We start from the raw sequence: 18,840 nt of genomic DNA, 5'->3' as shown, positions 1-18,840 counted from the left end.
GACTCCCGCAGTGGGATTGAGACACACCAGGGTGGTGCGGGGTTCGGCGCTGATCGCGGGCCTCGCGCTCGCGGGCGGGCTCGCGACGGCGGCCCCCGCCGTCGCGGCCGACCAGGCCAAGCTCACCGCACCGGCCCTCACCGGCCCCTACGACGTCGGCACCACCGACCTCCACCTCGTCGACCCGTCCCGCGCCGATCCGTGGAAACCGGAGCGGCGACGGGAGCTCATGGTCACCGTCACCTATCCGGCGGACCGGTTCGCCGACGGCCCGCGAGCACCGTGGCTCGCGCCCGGGGTGGGCTCCGTCCTCGACCAGGTGCTGGCGAGCGAGGACTACCTCGGTCTGCCGGCGGGCTCCATCGACTGGGCCTCGGCGAAGCGGCGGGCCGAACTCGGCGTGCCAGTGGCGCATGGCGCGCCGAAGCCCGTCACGCTCTTCTCCCCGGGCTTCGGCGGCCCTCGTGAGACGTACACGGCGATCGTCGACGACCTGGCCAGCCGTGGTTACGTGGTCCTCTCGCTTTCGCACACCTACGAGAGCGCCGCGGTCGAATTCCCTGGCGGAAGGCTCGAAACGGCCGTCTCGGGCGAAGGTCCCGAGTTCATGAAGAAGGCGCTCGACGCCCGCGTCGCCGACAGCCGGTTCGTCCTCGACCAGCTGACGAAGATCACCCGCGGGCAGAACCCGGACGCGGAGAACCGGCCGCTCCCCCGCGGGCTCGGCTGGTCGCTCGACCTGTCGCGGGTCGGCGCCTACGGCCATTCCTACGGCGGGTTCACCGCGGGCGAGACGATGGTCCACGACCGGCGTATCGATGCCGGGATCAACCTCGACGGCGCGATGGCGAGCGCGATCGGCTACCCGCCGGGCAGCGTCTACGTGCCCGGCGAGGTCACCAAACGCGGTCTCGACCGGCCGTTCATGCTGATGGGCGCCGAGGGCACCGACGAGACCGGCAAACCGCTCGAACACACGCACCGGCATCCCGAATTCGACCGCAGCTGGGCGGATTTCTGGGCCAACCAGCGGGGCTGGAAGCGTGATCTGTACCTGCGCGGCGGCAGCACGCACATGGCCTACAGCGATCTGCAGGTCGTCGTGCCGCAGCTGGGTTCGCGAGTGACGCCGGAGAAGCGGGAGGCGGTCATCGGCACCATCGATCCCCGTCGTTCGGTGGCCGCGCAGCGGGACTACATCGGCGCGTTCTTCGATCTGCACCTGAAGGGCCGGGACCGGCATCTGCTCGACGGCGAGTCGCCGCGTCATCCGAACATCGATTTCATCGACTGACCGGACGCGCGTGAAGGCCCCCTTCCCTCGGCTCAGCCGCGGGAAGGGGGCCTTCACGTAGGTTGGAACCGTGACAGAGCCACGGAAACCGATCGTCGAGATGCCGCTGCGCGTGCGCTACCACGAATGCGACGGGCAGGGCATCGTGTTCAACGCGCACTACCTCGCCTATGTGGACATGGCGATGTTCGAGGCGGAAAAGGCCCTCTTCGGCTCCCACCAGGAGGCCCTGGCCGCCGGTGTCGACGTCGTCGTCGCCGAATCGAATCTCCGCTACCGCGCGCCTTGCCGTTACGACGACGAACTGGTCGTCGCCGTGTACCTGAACCACCTCGGCACGACGTCGCTGATCATCGACTTCGAGATCACTCGCGACGGCCGGCTGTGCGCGGAAGTCAAGACCCGCTACGTCTTCGTCGACCCGTCGACGCTCACGAAGGCGGCGCCGCCCGCGGCGGTACGCGAGGCGTACGCCGCCTTCGTGCCCGCTCAGGCGGACTGAACGCCGGGCCGCCGGTCTTCGACGACGTAACTGGCCCGCGTGCTGATCGGCGCTCCGGGGGTGTTGACGAACGGCACCACGCGGAAGTCGCTCCGCCAGCGCTGCCGGTTGACGTTCACCCGGACGTAGCCCCGCTGGCTGTTGAAGAACTTCATGTGCGGGTTGGCCTTCAGCAGGGTCTCACCGCCGGGCGTCATGTCCGCGCCGTTGCCGCCGCTGGTGATCGACGTCCCGACGAACTCGCTCGCCACGGTCGGCGAACCGGGGTCGCCGAAGTCGCGCTTGAGGTCCCAGGCGTAGTTCTGGTGCCGGTCGCCGGTGATGACCACCAGGTTCCGCACCCCGCGGTCCTGCGCCGCGGCCAGCACGCGGTCGCGGTCGGCGACGTAGCCGTCCCACGGGTCGAGGTAGACGTTCGTCGCCTCACCCGCGTCGGTGTCGGTCTGGCCCATCGGCGCCTGGTTGCCGAGGATCTGCCACCGCGCGCGGGACCGCGAGAACCCGTCGAGCAGCCACTGCCGCTGCTCCGCGCCGAGCAGGGTGCGGTTCTCGTCGAACCGCTCGGTGCAGTTCGCCGACTGGCCGTCGCCGCACGGCTGGTCGTCGCGGTACTGGCGGGTGTCGAGCATGGTGAAATCGGCCAGCGTGCCGTAGCTGAGCCGCCGGTGAAGCCGCGCGTCCGGCCCCTTCGGCAGCTGGGCGATGCGGTACGGCAGGTGCTCGTACATCGCCTGGAACGCCTCGGCCCGCCGCTGCCGGAACACCGCGCGGTCCTGGTCCGGTTCCTTGTCGATCTGCGAGATGTCGCCGGCCCAGTTGTTCTCGACCTCGTGGTCGTCGTTGACGTGGATCCACGGGAAGGCGGCGTGCGCGGCCATCAGCGGCGCTTCGGACTTGTAGAGGGCGTACTGGAGCCGGTAGCGGGCCAGGTCGAAGGTCTCGCCCTTGAACTGCGATCCCACCGGCGTCCCGCGGCCGACACCGGTGACACCGCTTTCGTAGAGGTAGTCCCCCAGGTGCACGACCAGGTCGAGATCCTCGGCCGCCATGTGGTCGTACGCGGTGAAGTGCCCGGCCTCCCAGTTCTGGCACGACGCGAACGCGAAGTTCAGCTCACGCGGCGACGACCACGCGACCGGCGCCGTCCGGGTGCGCCCGACCGGCGAGATCACGCCGCCCGTGCGGAAGCGGTAGAAGTACTCGTGATCCGGCGCGAGACCGTGGATCTCGGGGTGCACGGAGTGACCGAGTTCGGGCGTGGCGACCACGGAGCCGCGGCGGACGACGGCGCGGAAACGCTCGTCGAGCGACACCTCGTACTCGACGCGGACCGGCGTGCGCGGCATACCGCCGAACCCGTCGGCCTCATAGGGCTTCGGCGCGAGCCTGGTCCAGAGCACGACGCCGCCGGGCAGCGGGTCGCCCGAAGCGACACCGAGGGTGAACGGGTCGCCGGCACCGCGAGCGAGCGGCATCGCGCCGGCGGCGTTCCAGGCACCGGTCCCCAGCAGGACGGCGGCCGCGCCGGCGGAGCCATAACCGAGGAAGCGACGCCGCGACAGGGGGTGAGGGAGCGAAGGCATGTAAGCCCTCCTGTGGTGGGATGGTCACGGGCGGGCCTCATGCTCGTCCGGCTTGATGGCCGCCCGGCCGCGCTCAGGCGAAGCGCCCGTGAACGAAAGACGATCAACCCTCGTGTTCCGCATCCTGTTCTACCGCCCCGAAATCCCGCCCAACACGGGTAACGCGATCCGCTTGACCGCGAACACCGGCTGCGAGCTCCACCTGGTGGAGCCGCTCGGTTTCACGCTGGAGGACAAGCAGTTGCGGCGCGCCGGGCTCGACTACCACGACCTCGCGCGCGTCCACGTCCACGCGGATCTCGACGCGGCGTGGGCGGCTTTGCTGCCCGCCCGGGTCTACGCGTTCAGCGCTTCGGCGACGCGGCTGCACACCGACGTCGCGTACGAGCCCGGCGACGTCCTGATGTTCGGGCCGGAGTCGGCGGGGCTGCCCGCCGAGATCCAGGAGTCCCCGCAGGTGACGGACCGGGTGCGGCTGCCGATGCTGCCGTCGAGCCGGTCGCTTAACCTCTCGAACACCGCTGCGATCAGCGTGTACGAGGCTTGGCGGCAGAACGGCTTCGCGACCCCCTAGCCGCCCGGATGTCATGAAAGGGCCGTTCAGGACATCTTTTGTCCTGAACGGCCCTTTCATGACACGTCGCGAGCCGGCTAGGGCAGTCGCTGCCCCAGGAAGAGCGAAGCCGCGGCTCCGATCATCAGCACCAAAGTCCCGAGGATGACCCAAGGACGACTCGCGTCGGCGTCCTTGAGCTCGTACCCGATCTGCTCGCCGAGGTCGTCGTACACGCGTTTCAGCTCGTCCGCGCTCGCCGCCTTGTAGAAGTCGCCGCCCGAAAGCCGCGCGATCTCCTCCAGCGATTCGTCGTCGACCTTCACGTCCTGCGGTTTGCCGTCGATGTCGACCGAACCGTGCGTGGTGCCGAACGAGATCGACGAGATCGGCACCTGCGCCTGCTTCGCCGCCTGCGCGGCCGTGTAGCCGCCGCGCGGGGCGTACAGGTCGTCCGGGACGGTCTGCTTGCCGTCACTCATCAGGACGATCCGGGCGGGCGGCGGACCTTCCGCGCCACCGACGATCGCCGAGAAGCTCTCGATCGACTGCAACGCGGCGAAGATCCCTTCACCGGTGGCCGTCGACTGCGCCAGCTTCAGGTTGTCGATCGCCTTCACCACGCCACCGCGATCGGTGGTCGGCGCGACCAGCACGGTCGCCGTCCCCGCGAAGGAGATCAGCCCGAGGTTCACGCCAGGAGTCATGTTCTGCGCGAACGACCGCGCCGACTCCTGTGCGGCCTTCAGCCGGGTCGGGGCGACGTCGGTCGCCTCCATCGACAGCGAGGTGTCGATCACCAGCATCACGGTGGCCCGGTTGCGGGGCACCTTCTGCTCGGCCGTCGGCCCGGCGAGCGCGACGGTGAGCACCAGCAGCGAGAGCACGATCAGGATCGCGGGAACGTGCCGCACCCATCCCTGGCTCTTCGGCGCGACCTTCTCCAGCAGTTCCAGGTTGGCGAACCGCATGGTGCGCTTGCGCCGCGCGCGCTGGGACAGCACGTAGCCCACGACCACCGCGGCGACCGCCAGCAGCAGCAGGAACCACCACGGCGACGCGAATCCGGTGAGGCTCACGCGACACCACCGGACCAGCGGCGCTTGCGGGCCACCACGAACCGGACCATGTCCGCGATCCAGTCCGAATCGGTGCGCAGCACCAGATGCGCGGCACCGGCCCGGCGCAGCGCGGCCGCGACCTCCTGCCGGTGTGCGTGTGCGGCGGCGCCGAATTCCTTGCGCAGCAAGGCCGAAGCGTGCACTTCGCGCTGTTTCCCTGTCTCCGGGTCGGCCAGCACGACGGTGCCCACGTCGGGCAGGTCGATGTCGCGCGGGTCGAGGACTTCGATGGCGATGAGGTCGTGGTGCCCGCCGAGCGCCCGCAACGGACGCTGCCATTCGGTGTCGCCGAGGAAGTCGGAGATCACGACGGCGAGCCCGCGACGGCGCGGCGGACGGCGCAGTTTCTCCAGTGCCGCGGCGAGATCCCCGCGGACACCTTCCTCGGCACGCGGGGTCTCGGCGATCTTGCGGACCAGCCCCCGCGCGTGCGGGAGCCCGCCGCGCGCCGGGATGCGCGTGATGCTGCCTGCCCCGTTGGAGACGAGCGCGCCGATCCGGTTGCCGCCACCGCCGGTCAGATGCGCGACCGCGGCCGTCGCGCAGACGACCAGGTCGCGTTTCTCGCACAGCGCGGTGCCGAAGTCGAGGCTCGCGGACACGTCCGCCACCAGCCACGTCTCCAGTTCGCGGTCGGCGACGGTCTCCCGGATATGCGGGCTCGTCGTGCGCGCGGTGACCGCCCAGTCCATCCGGCGGACGTCGTCACCGGGCTGGTACGGCCGGGCCTCCCCCGGTTCCGAACCGGGCCCCGGCACCAGGCCGAGATGGTTGCCCTGCAGCAGCCCGTCGAGACGGCGGCGCACGTCGAGTTCGAGCGTGCGCAGGCCCGCCTCCATCCGCTCCCCGCGGAGTACCGGCGGAGCCCAGGAAGGACGTTCGCCCTTCTCGTTCTTCACGCTCGATTCCTTACCTGACCGGTGCGCCGGCCGGGACCGGGCCGCCCTGTCCGGCGCCGCCCTGCGGACGGGCCGAGACCTGCGGCAGCGGCACGGTCTGCAGCACCCGCGTGATGATGTGGTCGATGGGGACGCCGTCGGCCAACGCGTCGTAGGACAGCACGAGCCGGTGACGCAGCACGTCGGGAACGACGTCGACCACGTCCTGCGGCAGCACGTAGTCCCGCCCGCGGACCAGCGCCAGCGCGCGGGCCGCGGCGATGATGCCGAGGCTGGCACGCGGCGAAGCGCCGTAGGAAACCCAGCCCGCGACGTCGGCGAGGCCGTGGTCGTTCGGCGTACGGGTGGTGAGCACGAGGCGCACGACGTAGTCGACGAGCGCGTGGTGCACGAAGACCTGCGAAGCGACGTTCTGCAGCCGCACCAGCTCGGCCGGGCTGAGCACCTCTTGCGGGGTGGGCGGGGTGACACCCATCCGGTAGATGATCTCGCGTTCTTCCTCGGCCGTCGGGTATTCGACGACGATCTTGAACAGGAAGCGGTCACGCTGCGCCTCGGGCAGCGGGTACACACCCTCGTTCTCGATCGGGTTCTGCGTGGCGAGCACCAGGAACGGGTCGGGCATCGGGAAGGTCTGGCCACCGATCGACACGTGCCGCTCGGCCATCACCTCCAGCATCGCCGACTGCACCTTCGCGGGCGCGCGGTTGATCTCGTCGGCGAGCACGAAGTTCGCCACCACCGGGCCGAGCTCGACGTCGAACCGCTCCGCGCCCTGCCGGTAGATCCGGGTGCCGAGGATGTCGGCGGGGACCAGGTCCGGGGTGAACTGCACACGCGAGAACGAGCCGCCGACCACTCGCGCGAAGGTCTCGACGGCGAGGGTCTTCGCGACACCGGGCACACCTTCGAGCAGGAGGTGTCCCCTGGCCAGCAGGCCGACCAGCATCCGCTCGACCAGCCTGTCCTGGCCGACGATGATCCGCTTGACCTCGAACACGGTCCGCTCCAGCAACTGGGCGTCCCGCGCCGGCGTTCCGGGCTGCTGCTGCGCGCCGTCGGCGTAGCCGGGCTCGGTCACTCGTGCCTCCTGTGTTCCCCGCTTGCGTTCTTGCGTCCGGATGTGACCGTAGTGGTCGGTGACACAGCCGTTCGTGACGGTAGCCAACCCGATCAGCGGTATGACGGCTGTGAAGGGGCCTCGCCGCGGAATTTCACCAGGTCCTCCCACGCCTGTTTCGGATGCATCGCCATCCGCTGCCGGACGACGGCGAGCCGGTGCCGGCGGCTACTCGTCCGGATGCAGGTCGCTCACCGGCTTATGATGCCGAACCGCCCGCCCGCGTTCCCCGGTTCCGGTCAGGAAAACCGGTCCAGATCCTCCGGCGTGTCGATGTCGGCGCTCTCCCCGGACTCTTCGGGCACGTCGACGATCTCCAGCCCGCCCAACGTCCGCCGAAGCGACGCGTTCTCCACCGTTTCCGGCAGGGCGTCGCGCAAGGCCTCCGCACGCCAGGCGCCGAGCAGCCATTGCCGCTCCCCCGACGCGTCGACCAGTACCGCCCCCGCGGCCCGGCCGAGTCCCGCCAGCAAGCGGTCCACAGTGGATTTCCGGACGCCGGCGAGATCACCGGCCAGCACCACGACGAGCTCCGTGCGCACCAGCGCGAGCCCGGCCGCCAGCGCGGCCACCGGACCCGTTCCCGGCGACGTTTCCCTGGTCCAGACGACGTCGCCGAAGCCCGGCCGTTCCGGGCCGACGACGATCACCGGATCCGCGTCCGCGAGGGCCGCCAAAGCCCTGGCCAGCAACGGTTTCCCGCCGACGGCGAGCGCGGGTTTGTCCACACCGGACAGTCGACGCGCGGCGCCGCCCGCCAGCACGATCCCCGCGTAGGACACGCTCTATCCGATCAAGCGGGTCGCGTACGGCATGATGCCGCCGTACCGCACCGGCGCGATCCGGACCCGCAGACCCGACTGCGGCGCCTCGACCATCTGGCCGTTCCCCAGGTACATCGCGACGTGGTGGATGCCCCGCGCGCTGCCGCCCCAGAAGAGCATGTCGCCGCGGCGCATCTGGGAGAGCGGCACCTTGCGCCCGGCGTTGTACTGGTAGCCGCTGTAGTGCGGAAGCGACTTCACCCCGGCGAACGCGTAGATCATCAAGCCCGAGCAGTCGAAGCCGATCTTGTTGTAGTCGCCGTAACGGTCGGCCGTACCACCGTCGCGGATACCGCGGGTGGGGCCGGAGGTGTTGCCGCCACCCCACGCGTAAACGACTCCGAGCTGCGCGAGCGCCCGCCGGACGACGGCCTCGACGCTCGCCCCGGCCGGAGCCGACTGGACGGGCCTGCCGGACGGACGGCCACCGCCGCCCTGACTGGGCCTTTCCGCGGCGAGAGCGGCCTGACGGGCGCGCTCCTCGTCCTCGCGGGCCTTCTGCGCCTTCCAGTCCTCGTAGCGCTGCCGCTGCCCCTGCAAGCCGTTGACCTTCTGCTGTGCTTCGAAGAGCTGCTTCTCGACACTGGCCTTATCGGCTTCGAGTTTCTGGTTCTGCGCGGCCTGGGTGTCCTGGGCGTGCTGTGCCGCGCTCTGCGCGTTGTCGGCCTCGTGCTTGGCCGCCTCGGCCGCGCGCTTGCGCTCCTGCGCGATCTCCAGCTTCTTGCGCGCGGTCGCGTCCTTGTTGGACTTGTCCGTCTGCGCGCGCTTCATCGCGTCGAGCGCGTTGAGCCTGCTGCCGCCGACCGCGTCGAGCATCTGGGCGCGGCCGAGGAGTTCCTTGGGGCTGTTGGCGGTCAGGTACGCCGACACCGAGCCGATCGTGCTGCCCTGCTGGAAGCTCGCGGCGGCGAATTTGTCGAGATCGGCGCGGGCCTTGTCGATGGTCGCCTGCGCGGCGTCGGATTCGGTACGCGCGGACCGCGCCTCGCGATCGGCCTGCGCGGCTTCGTCCTGCGCGGTCTCCGCGTCGACCCTGGCCTTGTTGGCCTCTTCCATCTTCAGCTCGACGTCGTCGTTGAGCTGCGCGAGCTTCGACTCGGCCTGGGCCAGCTGGTTCGTGAGCCTGCCGACGTCACCCGCCTTGGCGTTGGCGTCGGCCTTGCTGGAGTTGATCTCGGAGTCGCTGGGATTCGGCGGAGGCGGCGGTACCGCAACGGCGGTACCCGTCACCCCGAGCAACAGGGCGATGCCGAGGGCGCCGATGGTCATGCCACGGCGGGCACCGGTCCCCGACCCGGCTTCACCACGCACGATCCACCCACCTCCTGATCTTGAACAATGAGCTCACTGTGCCACTGCCGTCACAGCATTACCAGAAGCACCACCAGGAACTTACACACCGTAGGCACCATTTCCCCTCAACGGGGGACGAACAGACGAACGTTTCGTCACTCGAACGGCCGCAGGTCGATGAGACCTTCGCGACCCGCGTGTCGGCTTGCCAAGCCAAACAGGACGGGCGTACTGTTTGAAAGGACGAACGAGGTGTGCCATCCCGGGTCCGGACCTACGGTGGGGGTGCGCAACACTCGCTCCGGGTCGGCCCGAACGACCTGGAGAACACACCGAACTGACCCGCCACTGGAGTTAGAAGTGACCGCACCCGCCAGCAAGGACAGCTTCGGCGCCAAAGACACGCTGAAGGTGGGCGACTCCTCCTACGAGGTTTTCCGCCTGAACAAGGTCGAGGGCTCCCAGCGCCTTCCCTACAGCTTGAAGATCCTGCTCGAGAACCTGCTGCGGACCGAGGACGGCGCGAACATCACCGCCGACCACATCCGCGCGCTCGGCAACTGGGACGCCAAGGCCGACCCGTCGATCGAGATCCAGTTCACGCCCGCTCGCGTGATCATGCAGGACTTCACCGGCGTGCCCTGTGTCGTCGACCTCGCCACCATGCGCGAAGCCGTCACCGACCTCGGCGGCGACCCGGACAAGGTCAACCCGCTCGCCCCCGCCGAACTGGTCATCGACCACTCCGTCATCATCGACGTCTTCGGCCGCGCCGACGCCTTCGAGCGCAACGTCGAGATCGAGTACGAGCGCAACCGCGAGCGCTACCAGTTCCTGCGCTGGGGCCAGGGCGCCTTCGACGAGTTCAAGGTCGTCCCGCCGGGCACCGGCATCGTGCACCAGGTCAACATCGAGCACCTCGCGCGCACGGTGATGGCCCGCAACGGCCAGGCGTACCCCGACTCCTGCGTCGGCACCGACTCGCACACCACCATGGTCAACGGCCTCGGCGTGCTGGGCTGGGGCGTCGGCGGCATCGAGGCCGAGGCCGCCATGCTGGGCCAGCCGGTCTCCATGCTCATCCCGCGCGTCGTGGGCTTCAAGCTCACCGGCGAGATCCCGACCGGCGTGACCGCCACCGACGTCGTGCTCACCATCACCGAGATGCTGCGCAAGCACGGCGTGGTCAGCAAGTTCGTCGAGTTCTACGGTGAGAGCGTCGGCGCGGTGCCGCTGGCGAACCGCGCCACCATCGGCAACATGAGCCCCGAGTTCGGCTCCACCGCGGCGATCTTCCCGATCGACGAGGAGACCGTCCGGTACCTCAAGCTCACCGGCCGCTCCGAGGAGCAGGTCGCGCTCGTCGAGGCCTACGCCAAGGAGCAGGGCCTCTGGCACGACCCGTCGCACGAGCCGGAGTACTCCGAGTACCTCGAGCTGGACCTGTCGACGGTCGTCCCGTCGATCGCCGGCCCGAAGCGCCCGCAGGACCGCATCGAGCTCACCGACGCGAAGAACTCGTTCCGCAAGTCGATCCACGACTACGTGGGCGGCGAGCAGGTCCCGCACACCAACGTGGACGAGGCCGTCGAGGAGTCCTTCCCGGCCAGCGACCCGGCCGCCCTGTCCTTCAAGGACGAGGGCGCGGTCGACATCCAGTCGGCGGCGAACGGCCACAGCGGCCGCCCGACCAACCCGATCAAGGTCAGCACCTCGGACCGTGGCGAGTTCATCCTCGACCACGGCGCCGTGGTGATCGCCTCGATCACCTCGTGCACCAACACCTCCAACCCGTCGGTCATGCTCGGCGCCGCGCTGCTCGCGCGGAACGCGGTCGACAAGGGCCTCGCGGTCAAGCCGTGGGTCAAGACCTCGATGGCGCCGGGTTCGCAGGTCGTCACCGACTACTACGACAAGGCCGGTCTCTGGCCGTACCTGGAGAAGCTGGGCTACCACCTGGTCGGCTACGGCTGCACCACCTGCATCGGCAACTCCGGCCCGCTCTCGGACGAGATCTCCGCGGCGATCCAGGAGAACGACCTCACCGCGGTTTCGGTGCTCTCGGGCAACCGGAACTTCGAAGGCCGCATCAACCCCGACGTGAAGATGAACTACCTCGCGTCGCCGCCGCTGGTCATCGCGTACGCGCTCGCCGGCACGATGGACTTCGACTTCGAGACCCAGCCGCTCGGCCAGGACTCCGACGGCAACGACGTCTTCCTGAAGGACATCTGGCCGTCGGCCAAGGAGATCCAGGAGACCATCGACTACGCGATCACGCAGGAGATGTTCACCAAGGACTACGCCGACGTCTTCGACGGTGGCGAGCGGTGGAAGTCGCTGCCGACCCCCGAGGGTAAGACCTTCGACTGGGACGCGGAGTCCACCTACGTCCGGAAGCCCCCGTACTTCGAGGGCATGCAGGCGGAGCCCGCCCCGGTCACCGACATCGCCGGCGCGCGCGTGCTGGCGAAGCTGGGCGACTCGGTCACCACCGACCACATCTCCCCCGCCGGCGCGATCAAGCCGGGCACCCCGGCCGCGCAGTACCTGACCGAGCACGGCGTGGAGAAGAAGGACTTCAACTCCTACGGCTCGCGTCGCGGTAACCACGAGGTCATGATCCGCGGCACCTTCGCGAACATCCGGCTGCGCAACCAGCTGCTGGACGACGTGCAGGGCGGCTACACCCGCGACTTCACCCAGGCCGACGCCCCGCAGGCGTTCATCTACGACGCGGCGCAGAACTACGCGGCGCAGGACATCCCGCTGGTCGTCCTGGGCGGCAAGGAGTACGGCTCCGGATCGTCGCGTGACTGGGCGGCCAAGGGCACGCGCCTGCTGGGCGTGCGCGCGGTGATCACCGAGTCGTTCGAGCGCATCCACCGGTCGAACCTGATCGGCATGGGCGTCATCCCGCTGCAGTTCCCGGCGGGCGAGTCGGCCTCGTCGCTCGGCCTCGACGGCACCGAGACGTTCGACATCTCGGGCATCACGAAGCTGAACGACGGCGAGACCCCGCGCACCGTCCACGTCACCGCGACGAAGACCGACGGCACCAAGGTGGAGTTCGACGCGGACGTCCGCATCGACACCCCTGGTGAGGCGGACTACTACCGCAACGGCGGCATCCTGCAGTACGTCCTGCGGAAGATGACCCAGGCGTAAGCACACCCGCGAAGGCCCCTTTCCCCGCACTTTCGGGAAAGGGGCCTTCGTGCGTCCTTCGGTAGCGTGGACGTATGGCCCACGGTCGAATCCAGGTCGAGAACGGCGAGCTCGCGTACGAGATCCGGGGCGAGGGTGATCCCGTCGTCCTGCTCCACGGCGGCATGCTCGACTCCCGGATGTGGGATGCCGAGATGCGCGAACTCGGACGCCACCACACCGTCATCCGGTACGACGCGCGCGGACACGGCGAGTCGTCCACGCCGACGGAACGGTTCAGGCACTACGAGGACCTCCGCGCGCTGATGACCGCGCTGGAACTCCCCCGCACGTCACTGGTCGGCCTGTCCGGCGGCGGGCGGATCGCGGTCGATTTCGCGCTGACGTATCCGGAGCTGGTCGAGAACCTCGTCCTCGTCGCGACCGGCCTCAGTGCGATGGTGGCAAAGGATCCGTTCGTCCTGGAGCAGAACAAGAAACTCGAAGAAGCGGGCGCGCGGGGCGATCTTCCCGCCGCCATCGAGTGCCTCCTGCGCATGTGGGTGGACGGGCCCCGGCGCGCACCCGCGGACGTCGATCAACGGGTCCGGCTGCTGTGCCAGGAGATGTACACGCAGACGATCGTGCGCCACGGGCTCGCCGGTTTCACGCTGATGGACGAGCTACGGGCCGTCGAGCGCACCGGCGAGCTGACCCCGCGCACCCTGACCTTGGTGGGGGATCTGGATTCCTCGGACATCATCACCATCGCGGACCAGATCGAAAACGAGGCACACGACGCCCGGAAACTGGTCGTCCCCGGGGTCGCGCACATGATCAATCTGGAGAAACCCGGCGAGTTCTCCCGGATATTACTGGATTTCCTCTCCTGCTCGTGAGTCGTCCGCCTGGACACACGTGTCGTCCGTCTGATCACGTGTGTCGTCCCTGCAGTCACGCGAAACCGCCCGACCGTAGGTAGCTTGAGACGCGGTTGGTTTTCTTGACTCGTACGGCGAAGATGCCGCCGTGATCGGCGGCGCTCCGGCGCCCCATCAAGAGACGAAGGGACCCATCACCGCATCAGACGCAGCGAAAGCCTCTATACCCAGCCGACGAGCACGCCACCTTCGCCTTACCCCTCAATAGATATCCTTACCACTCACAAGCAGGACCCCACCATGCCATGAAGGACCCCTTCATTGCGCCTAGCGCAGTGAAGGGGTCCTTCATGTACTTGGGGAAGGAGTCCTTCACGGACCCGAACGGGACCGACCACAGCGAGGTCCCGTGGGTGCCCTTCGTTCTAAGCGTCCTTACCACTCACGAGGTCGTCTTCCCGCTGTTCCGGGCGACGGTCGACGACGCGGCCGAGCGGGCGCAACAGCACGTTGACCCCGACGATCACCGCCGTCCCGGCGAGTGCGACGACGTAAAGTCCCGCTCCCGCAAGGGATCCGACGGCGGCGGAGCACCAGAGGGTGGCCGCGGTGTTGAGCCCGCGCACATTCAGGCCGTCGCGCAGGATCACGCCGGCCCCGAGGAAACCGATCCCGGAGACGATCTGGGCGGCGACCCGCGTCGGGTCGGCGTCACCGCTGGTGTTCAGCCCGCCGAAACCGTGCGCGGACAACAAAACGAAGAGCGTCGCGCCGACGGCGACGAGGGCGTTGGTGCGGAGTCCGGCCATCCGGGCGCGGTACTGGCGCTCGATGCCGATGACGGCGCCGAGGCCGACGCCGGTGCCGACCCTGAGCAGCATTTCGAAGGTGTTCATGATTCCGGCTCTTTTCTGGCGTGCGTACACAAAGCCAGACAGGGAAAGGAGACCGGAGAAGGTCAGCGCACCGCGCGCACGGGCGAACGGCGACCACGTCCGGTCGGTCCAGAACTGTCTTCCGGCATGTGCCGCTCACCTCGCTTTCGTACTCGAGCGGTGTTGATCAACCTTCGGGACTCTACCACCGGACGGTCCGAGCGCGGCGTGGATCGTGTCACGCAGCCAGCGCTGGGCCGGATCGGCGTCGAGCCGCGCGTGCCAGAGCTGGCAGACCTCGATCCGCGGAAGCTCGGCGGGGATCGGGAACCAGCGGATGCCGAGTGACCGGCCGTAGTGCTCGGCGAGCCGCTGGGGCGCGAGCCCGACGTAGTCGCTCGACGCGACCAGGAACGCGGCGACCGCGGAGGTGGGAACGACCGCGGCGACCCGGCGCTGGAGTCCGGCCGCCTCGAGCACGTCGTCGAGCGGTCCCCTGCCCCGGCCCCGCCGTGACGCGGAAACGTGGGGATAGCGGCAAAGCTGCGCCAGCGTCGGACGCCGCACGCCGCCGAGCGGGCCGTCCGCCCTGACGATCGCGACCACACGCTCGTGGTACAGCAGCTCCGAGTGGATGTCGGGGGCCGTGATGTCGCCCGCGCCGATGTCCAGATCCACCGAACCGTCTCGCAAGGCTTCGGTACTTTCACTGCCTTCCGCGACGAAGCGCAGGACGACGCCCGGAGCGACGGCGGCGGTCGCCTCGACGGCGGCCGTCGCCAGTGTCGCGGCGACGCCGTCGTTGATGCGGATGGTGAAAGTGCGTTCGAGGTCGCCGAGCGACAACTCGCGATCGGCGCTGATCAGCGCCGACGCCTCGTCGAGCAGCGATCGCACCCGCGGGGCCGTGCGGAGCGCGAACGGTGTCGGCACCATCCCGCGGCCGGCGCGCACGAGGATCGGATCCCCCATCGCGCGCCGCAACCGGCCCAGTGCCCGGCTTGCCGCCGGGATCGACAGATGCAGGCGTTCGGCGGCCGCCGTCACGCTGCCCTCCCGCAGCAAGGCGTCGAACACTCGCAAGAGGTTCAGGTCCAGCTGATCGGCCATAGTTGCATCGTACGCAACTCTCTGTTGCCAATGTTGCGTGGCGCGAAGAACCCGAAGGCCCATAGCGTCGTGGACATGCCACTCCGACTCCAAATCCGCGACGCTCCCGAAACCGCGGTGAACCGACGCGGCCTGTTGACCGCCATGTGCGCCTGTGTCGTACTCGTCGTCGGGATGGTCGCCGCGATCAACCTCGCCGTCCCGATGCTCGCCGCGAGCGACCTCCACCCGTCCGCGTCGGCGCTGATCTGGATCGTCGACACCTATGTCGTCTTCTTCGCCTGTCTCGTGATCCCCGGTGGAGCGGCGGGCGATCGCTTCGGCCGTAAGGGTGTCCTGCTCGCGGGCCTGGCGCTTTTCGCGCTCGGCGCGCTGCTGTCGGCGATCGCGCCGAACGTGCCCTTCCTGCTGGCGGGCAGGGCGATCACCGGGATCGGGGCCGCCGCGGTGCTGCCCAACACGCTCGCGGTCCTGCTGCACGCCGTCCCCGCCGAGCGCAAGGGCGTGACCATCGCGACCTGGGCGTCGATGACCGGGATCGGCGGTGTCGTGGGGAATGTCGGCGGCGGTGCCGTACTGACGAGCGGATCGTGGCGTTGGCTGTTCGCGGCCGCCGTCCCGCTCTCGCTGGTGCTCGCCGCGCTCGTCGCCCGGATCGCGCCGGTGTCGCCGCGACACGAGCGGCCGCTCAGCCCGCTCGGTGCCGTCCTGCTCGTCGGCGCGTCGGTCGCGTTGCTGCTCGGCATCGTCGAAGGGCCCGAAGCAGGCTGGACCAGCCCGATCGTCCTGGCCGGATTCGCCGGTTCGCTCGTGTTGTTCGCCCTGTGGACGTTCGCGGAACTGAAGGCCGAGCACCCGCTGCTCGATCCCCGGTTGTTCCGGGTGCCCGCGCTGCGCAGTGCCTGTCTCGGCATGACCGCGATCTTCTTCGGGATGTTCGCGCTGTTCTACGTCAACGCGTCCTTCCTCCAGTACGGCAAGGGTTTCGGGGTACTGCCGACCGGGCTCGGGATCATCCCGCTGACCGTCCCGGTCGTCCTCGGCGCGCGACACGTGGGCAAGCTCGTCCAGCGCTTCGGCGTCGACGTCGTCGTCGCCACCGCTTTCCTCTCCTGCGGCTGCGGCCTCATAGGACTGTCCATAAGCGACACTTCGACGCCGTATCCGGTCTACGCCGCCTGGCTCGTGGTGACCGGGATCGGTGTCACGCTGGCCCTCCCGACGTTGTCCGCCGCGATCTCCGGTTCACTGCCCCCGGCGCAGGCCGGGGTCGGCGCCGGGCTGCAGACCACCACACGTGAATTCGGCAGCGCGCTCGGGGTCGCGGTCGTCGGCACCGTCCTCACCGGACGCTTCGTCGCGGCGCTGCCGGAAGATATCCGCGAGGCCCACGATCCGCACACCGTCGCGCAGGCGCTGGCCGTCGCCGCGCCCGGCCGCTCGCCCGAGGTGATCTCCGCGTTCGTCACCGGCGCAAGCACGGCACTCCGGGTGATCGGGGTGAGCGTGCTCGTTCTCGGGGCGCTCGTCGTCCTGCAATCACGGCTTTCCCGCAACACCAAGTAGAAGGAGCATTCCCATGCACGTATTCGTCACTGGGGCGACCGGCTGGATCGGCTCGGCCGTCGTGGACGAACTGCTCGACGCCGGCCACGAAGTCACCGGCCTCGCCCGATCGGACGACTCCGCCGCCACGCTGGAGCGGAAGGGCGCCCGGGTCCGTCGCGGCGACCTGGACGATCTCGACGGCCTCCGTGCGGGCGCCGAGTCGGCCGACGCCGTCATCCACCTGGCGAACAAGCACGACTGGGCCAACCCCGCGGAGTCCGACCGGGCCGAGCGGGCGGCCGTCCAGACCTTCGCCGACGCCTTGACCGGCACCGGCCGGGCCTTCGTTCTCGCCGCGGGCCTCTCGACCCTCGCCACCGGACGGCCTGCCACCGAGACCGACCTCTCCCCCGCCGTCGGCCCCGACTCCCACCGTGGCGGCGCCGAGAACCTCGCGCTCGAGTACGCCGAAAAGGGCATGCGGGTGATCAGTGCCCGCTTCGCACCGTCCGTGCACGGCGTGGGCGACCACGGTTTCGTCGCCGCCCTCGTCGCGGCCGCCCGCAAGCTTGGCGTATCGGGCTATCTCGGCGACGGGACCGCCGCCTGGGCCGCCGTGCACCGCACCGACGCGGCCCGGCTCGTCCGGCTGGGACTGGAAGGCGCGCCCACCTGCTCCCTGCTCCACGCGGTCGCCGAAGAAGCCGTCACCACGAAGGAGATCGCCGAAGCCATCGGACGGACGCTCGACGTCCCGGTGGTGTCCGTGGCGCCGGAGAACGCCGCCGAGCACTTCGGGTTCGTCGGCCGGTTCTTCGCGCTGGACATGTCCGCGTCCAGCGCGCGCACCCGCGAACTCCTGAAGTGGACCCCGTACGGACCGCGCCTGGCCGAGGACATCGAAGCCGGCGCTTACGCCTGATCGAGAGGAAGCACCATGTCCGCAGTGACCGCTTTCATGCTGGTGAAGACCACACCCGAGTGGCTCGGCCTCACCGTCGAACAACGGGTGGCGGCCTTCAAGACCGAGGTCCTCCCCGCCATCGAAAGCAAAGTGAAGGGCGTCCGGTCCCGCTTCTTCGACACCGAGTTCTACTCCGCGCGAGTGACCGACGTATGGGTGTGGGAGGCCGGCGACCACCACTCGTACCAGCTGCTCGTCGAGGCGCTGCGCGAGACGCCGTTCTGGGACCGGTACTTCGAGGTGGTCGATCTCCTGGTCGGGGTCGAGAACGCGTATGCCACGAACTATGGTCTGGACGCCTACGCGAGCGTCAACGTCTGAAACCGGCAGGAGCGTCCCGCCGGTAGCCCACCAGGAGGCGGCCGCCCACGCCATCGAGCACACCGGCGGCGACCCGCCGCATCGGCGCCCGATCCCCCACGCAGACGACCTGCCGGTAGCCGGACAGCAATTCCTGACAGGTCTTCGGATCGGCTTCCCGAAGCCGTCGGAGGAGCCATTTGCCGTGTGAGCGCCACCGGCCTCCTGCCAGGAGGATCAGCTCGGCCACCGCGATCAGCAACCGGTCGGCGATGAAGACGAGTTCGTCGGGATCGTCGGCGCCGTCGAGGTCATCGATGAGATCGGTGAGCAGATAGCGATGGTCCTCCAGTTCGGTCGCGGAAAGCGGCGGCGGTCCGGCGTCCAGTCGCGCCCGGGCCGCCGCACGCGTCCGGCGGCCGAAGCCGTCGCGGTCGATGAGCACGACACCCTCGCCGCACATGTGCAGCAAAGGCGAGCGGCGATTCGCCGTCTCCCGCTCGGCGAAGTGCTCGTAGGACTCGGAGGTATGGCAGAACAGTTCCACTGGCACGCCGTCGCGTTCGGTCGTTTCGCGGAACGGAGCGGGCGGCCCGTCGAGGAATACGACGATGTCGAGATCCGAACCGGCGGTGCGCCAGCCGGTGTTCGCGCTTCCTCCCAGGATCGCGGCCCTCGCACCGGGAAAGCGGGCCTCGACCATCTGGCGGGCGATTTGGACGGGATCCATCCGCCCAGCTTGCCGCAGCGGGATGGCCGATGGGTGAGCCAGGCGCACCGGCGGCCGCGACCAAGCCGAAGCCGGTGCCCTGGTTACCCACCCGGA

At 69.3% G+C, this 18,840-nt stretch carries 16 protein-coding genes and 1 pseudogene; 8 read left to right on the top strand and 9 right to left on the bottom strand.

The annotated features are described in order from the left end of the window. The first annotated feature begins 10 nt into the window (after positions 1–10). Together AB8M46_RS18640 and AB8M46_RS18635 are read left to right on the top strand one after the other, a co-directional pair. Entirely contained in the window at positions 11–1,294 is a 1,284-nt protein-coding gene (locus tag AB8M46_RS18640) for an alpha/beta hydrolase family protein (protein ID WP_394360953.1), read from the top strand. A gap of 70 nt (positions 1,295–1,364) precedes the next feature. Continuing rightward, on the top strand, positions 1,365–1,796 hold the full coding sequence (locus AB8M46_RS18635; protein WP_038513971.1) for a thioesterase family protein: 432 nt from the start codon (positions 1,365–1,367) through the stop codon (positions 1,794–1,796). On the opposite strand, the gene AB8M46_RS18630 is transcribed toward AB8M46_RS18635, so the two are convergent. Next, complete coding sequence (locus AB8M46_RS18630; RefSeq protein WP_394360952.1) at positions 1,784–3,379, bottom strand: alkaline phosphatase D family protein; 1,596 nt, start codon at positions 3,377–3,379, stop codon at positions 1,784–1,786. The two genes, AB8M46_RS18635 and AB8M46_RS18630, sit on opposite strands and share 13 nt — an antisense overlap. Before the next feature lie 112 nt (positions 3,380–3,491). Here AB8M46_RS18630 and AB8M46_RS18625 point away from each other — a divergent pair, with 112 nt between their 5' ends. Further along, positions 3,492–3,953 (top strand): tRNA (cytidine(34)-2'-O)-methyltransferase, encoded by a 462-nt coding sequence (locus AB8M46_RS18625; RefSeq protein WP_037337394.1) that lies wholly within the window; start codon positions 3,492–3,494, stop codon positions 3,951–3,953. Positions 3,954–4,030: 77 nt separating this feature from the next. Here the strand turns inward: AB8M46_RS18625 and AB8M46_RS18620 are convergent, their stop codons facing one another. The 5 genes from AB8M46_RS18620 to AB8M46_RS18600 all read right to left on the bottom strand — a co-directional run bounded on the left by AB8M46_RS18620 (position 4,031) and on the right by AB8M46_RS18600 (position 9,207). Next, on the bottom strand, positions 4,031–5,011 hold the full coding sequence (locus AB8M46_RS18620) for a VWA domain-containing protein (protein ID WP_394360951.1): 981 nt from the start codon (positions 5,009–5,011) through the stop codon (positions 4,031–4,033). After that, positions 5,008–5,892: a DUF58 domain-containing protein gene (locus AB8M46_RS18615; RefSeq protein WP_225950060.1), complete on the bottom strand. Its 885-nt coding sequence runs from the start codon at positions 5,890–5,892 to the stop codon at positions 5,008–5,010. Before AB8M46_RS18615 ends, AB8M46_RS18620 begins: the two co-directional genes overlap by 4 nt. A gap of 70 nt (positions 5,893–5,962) precedes the next feature. Next, a complete protein-coding gene (locus tag AB8M46_RS18610) occupies positions 5,963–7,033 on the bottom strand; it encodes a MoxR family ATPase (protein WP_037305078.1) in 1,071 nt (356 codons plus the stop codon). A gap of 278 nt (positions 7,034–7,311) precedes the next feature. Continuing rightward, positions 7,312–7,854 (bottom strand): molybdenum cofactor guanylyltransferase, encoded by a 543-nt coding sequence (locus AB8M46_RS18605; protein WP_394360950.1) that lies wholly within the window; start codon positions 7,852–7,854, stop codon positions 7,312–7,314. A 3-nt stretch (positions 7,855–7,857) separates the two neighbouring features. Then, positions 7,858–9,207: an NlpC/P60 family protein gene (locus tag AB8M46_RS18600; protein WP_037337381.1), complete on the bottom strand. Its 1,350-nt coding sequence runs from the start codon at positions 9,205–9,207 to the stop codon at positions 7,858–7,860. A gap of 342 nt (positions 9,208–9,549) precedes the next feature. On the opposite strand from AB8M46_RS18600, the gene AB8M46_RS18595 reads away from it, so the two are divergent. Both AB8M46_RS18595 and AB8M46_RS18590 read left to right on the top strand, forming a co-directional pair. Next, complete coding sequence (locus AB8M46_RS18595; RefSeq protein ID WP_125734188.1) at positions 9,550–12,357, top strand: aconitate hydratase; 2,808 nt, start codon at positions 9,550–9,552, stop codon at positions 12,355–12,357. Positions 12,358–12,431: 74 nt separating this feature from the next. After that, positions 12,432–13,235 (top strand): alpha/beta fold hydrolase, encoded by an 804-nt coding sequence (locus AB8M46_RS18590; RefSeq protein WP_394360949.1) that lies wholly within the window; start codon positions 12,432–12,434, stop codon positions 13,233–13,235. Between the two features lie 434 nt (positions 13,236–13,669). Here AB8M46_RS18590 and AB8M46_RS18585 read toward each other — a convergent pair. Both AB8M46_RS18585 and AB8M46_RS18580 read right to left on the bottom strand, forming a co-directional pair. After that, positions 13,670–14,113 (bottom strand): annotated as a pseudogene (locus AB8M46_RS18585) (MgtC/SapB family protein); the annotation flags it as partial. 135 nt (positions 14,114–14,248) lie between these two features. Next, entirely contained in the window at positions 14,249–15,202 is a 954-nt protein-coding gene (locus tag AB8M46_RS18580; RefSeq protein WP_037337370.1) for a LysR family transcriptional regulator, read from the bottom strand. Positions 15,203–15,346: 144 nt separating this feature from the next. Between AB8M46_RS18580 and AB8M46_RS18575 the strand changes: the two genes are divergently transcribed. The 3 genes from AB8M46_RS18575 to AB8M46_RS18565 are packed head-to-tail and all read left to right on the top strand — an operon-like array spanning position 15,347 to position 18,035. Further along, the gene (locus AB8M46_RS18575; protein ID WP_394361723.1) at positions 15,347–16,768 is read left to right on the top strand and encodes an MFS transporter; all 1,422 of its coding nucleotides are present in this window, start codon (positions 15,347–15,349) and stop codon (positions 16,766–16,768) included. Positions 16,769–16,781: 13 nt separating this feature from the next. Continuing rightward, positions 16,782–17,672: an SDR family oxidoreductase gene (locus AB8M46_RS18570; protein ID WP_394360948.1), complete on the top strand. Its 891-nt coding sequence runs from the start codon at positions 16,782–16,784 to the stop codon at positions 17,670–17,672. Positions 17,673–17,687: 15 nt separating this feature from the next. Then, positions 17,688–18,035, top strand: a complete 348-nt coding sequence (locus tag AB8M46_RS18565) for a darcynin family protein (protein ID WP_394360947.1) — start codon at positions 17,688–17,690, stop codon at positions 18,033–18,035. On the opposite strand, the gene AB8M46_RS18560 is transcribed toward AB8M46_RS18565, so the two are convergent. Next, a complete protein-coding gene (locus tag AB8M46_RS18560) occupies positions 18,025–18,744 on the bottom strand; it encodes a nucleotidyltransferase domain-containing protein (protein WP_394360946.1) in 720 nt (239 codons plus the stop codon). The two genes, AB8M46_RS18565 and AB8M46_RS18560, sit on opposite strands and share 11 nt — an antisense overlap. Positions 18,745–18,840 lie beyond the last annotated feature (96 nt).

Origin of the sequence: Amycolatopsis sp. SB7-3 (assembly GCF_041021335.1) — a bacterium.
In the GTDB taxonomy this organism is placed as follows: Bacteria; Actinomycetota; Actinomycetes; order Mycobacteriales; family Pseudonocardiaceae; genus Amycolatopsis; species Amycolatopsis japonica.
Note: the sequence above shows the minus strand (reverse complement) of the source record. Positions and strands in the feature narration are given on the sequence as shown.

What these genes read in the sequence shown, in the direction of transcription:
- AB8M46_RS18565 (WP_394360947.1), top strand. Translation starts at nt 17,688, where the DNA reads ATGTCCGCAGTGACCGCTTTCATGCTGGTGAAGACCACACCCGAGTGG.
- AB8M46_RS18580 (WP_037337370.1), bottom strand. Translation starts at nt 15,202, where the DNA reads ATGGCCGATCAGCTGGACCTGAACCTCTTGCGAGTGTTCGACGCCTTG.
- AB8M46_RS18575 (WP_394361723.1), top strand. Translation starts at nt 15,347, where the DNA reads ATGTGCGCCTGTGTCGTACTCGTCGTCGGGATGGTCGCCGCGATCAAC.
- AB8M46_RS18560 (WP_394360946.1), bottom strand. Translation starts at nt 18,744, where the DNA reads ATGGATCCCGTCCAAATCGCCCGCCAGATGGTCGAGGCCCGCTTTCCC.
- AB8M46_RS18615 (WP_225950060.1), bottom strand. Translation starts at nt 5,892, where the DNA reads ATGGAGGCGGGCCTGCGCACGCTCGAACTCGACGTGCGCCGCCGTCTC.
- AB8M46_RS18590 (WP_394360949.1), top strand. Translation starts at nt 12,432, where the DNA reads ATGGCCCACGGTCGAATCCAGGTCGAGAACGGCGAGCTCGCGTACGAG.
- AB8M46_RS18630 (WP_394360952.1), bottom strand. Translation starts at nt 3,379, where the DNA reads ATGCCTTCGCTCCCTCACCCCCTGTCGCGGCGTCGCTTCCTCGGTTAT.
- AB8M46_RS18570 (WP_394360948.1), top strand. Translation starts at nt 16,782, where the DNA reads ATGCACGTATTCGTCACTGGGGCGACCGGCTGGATCGGCTCGGCCGTC.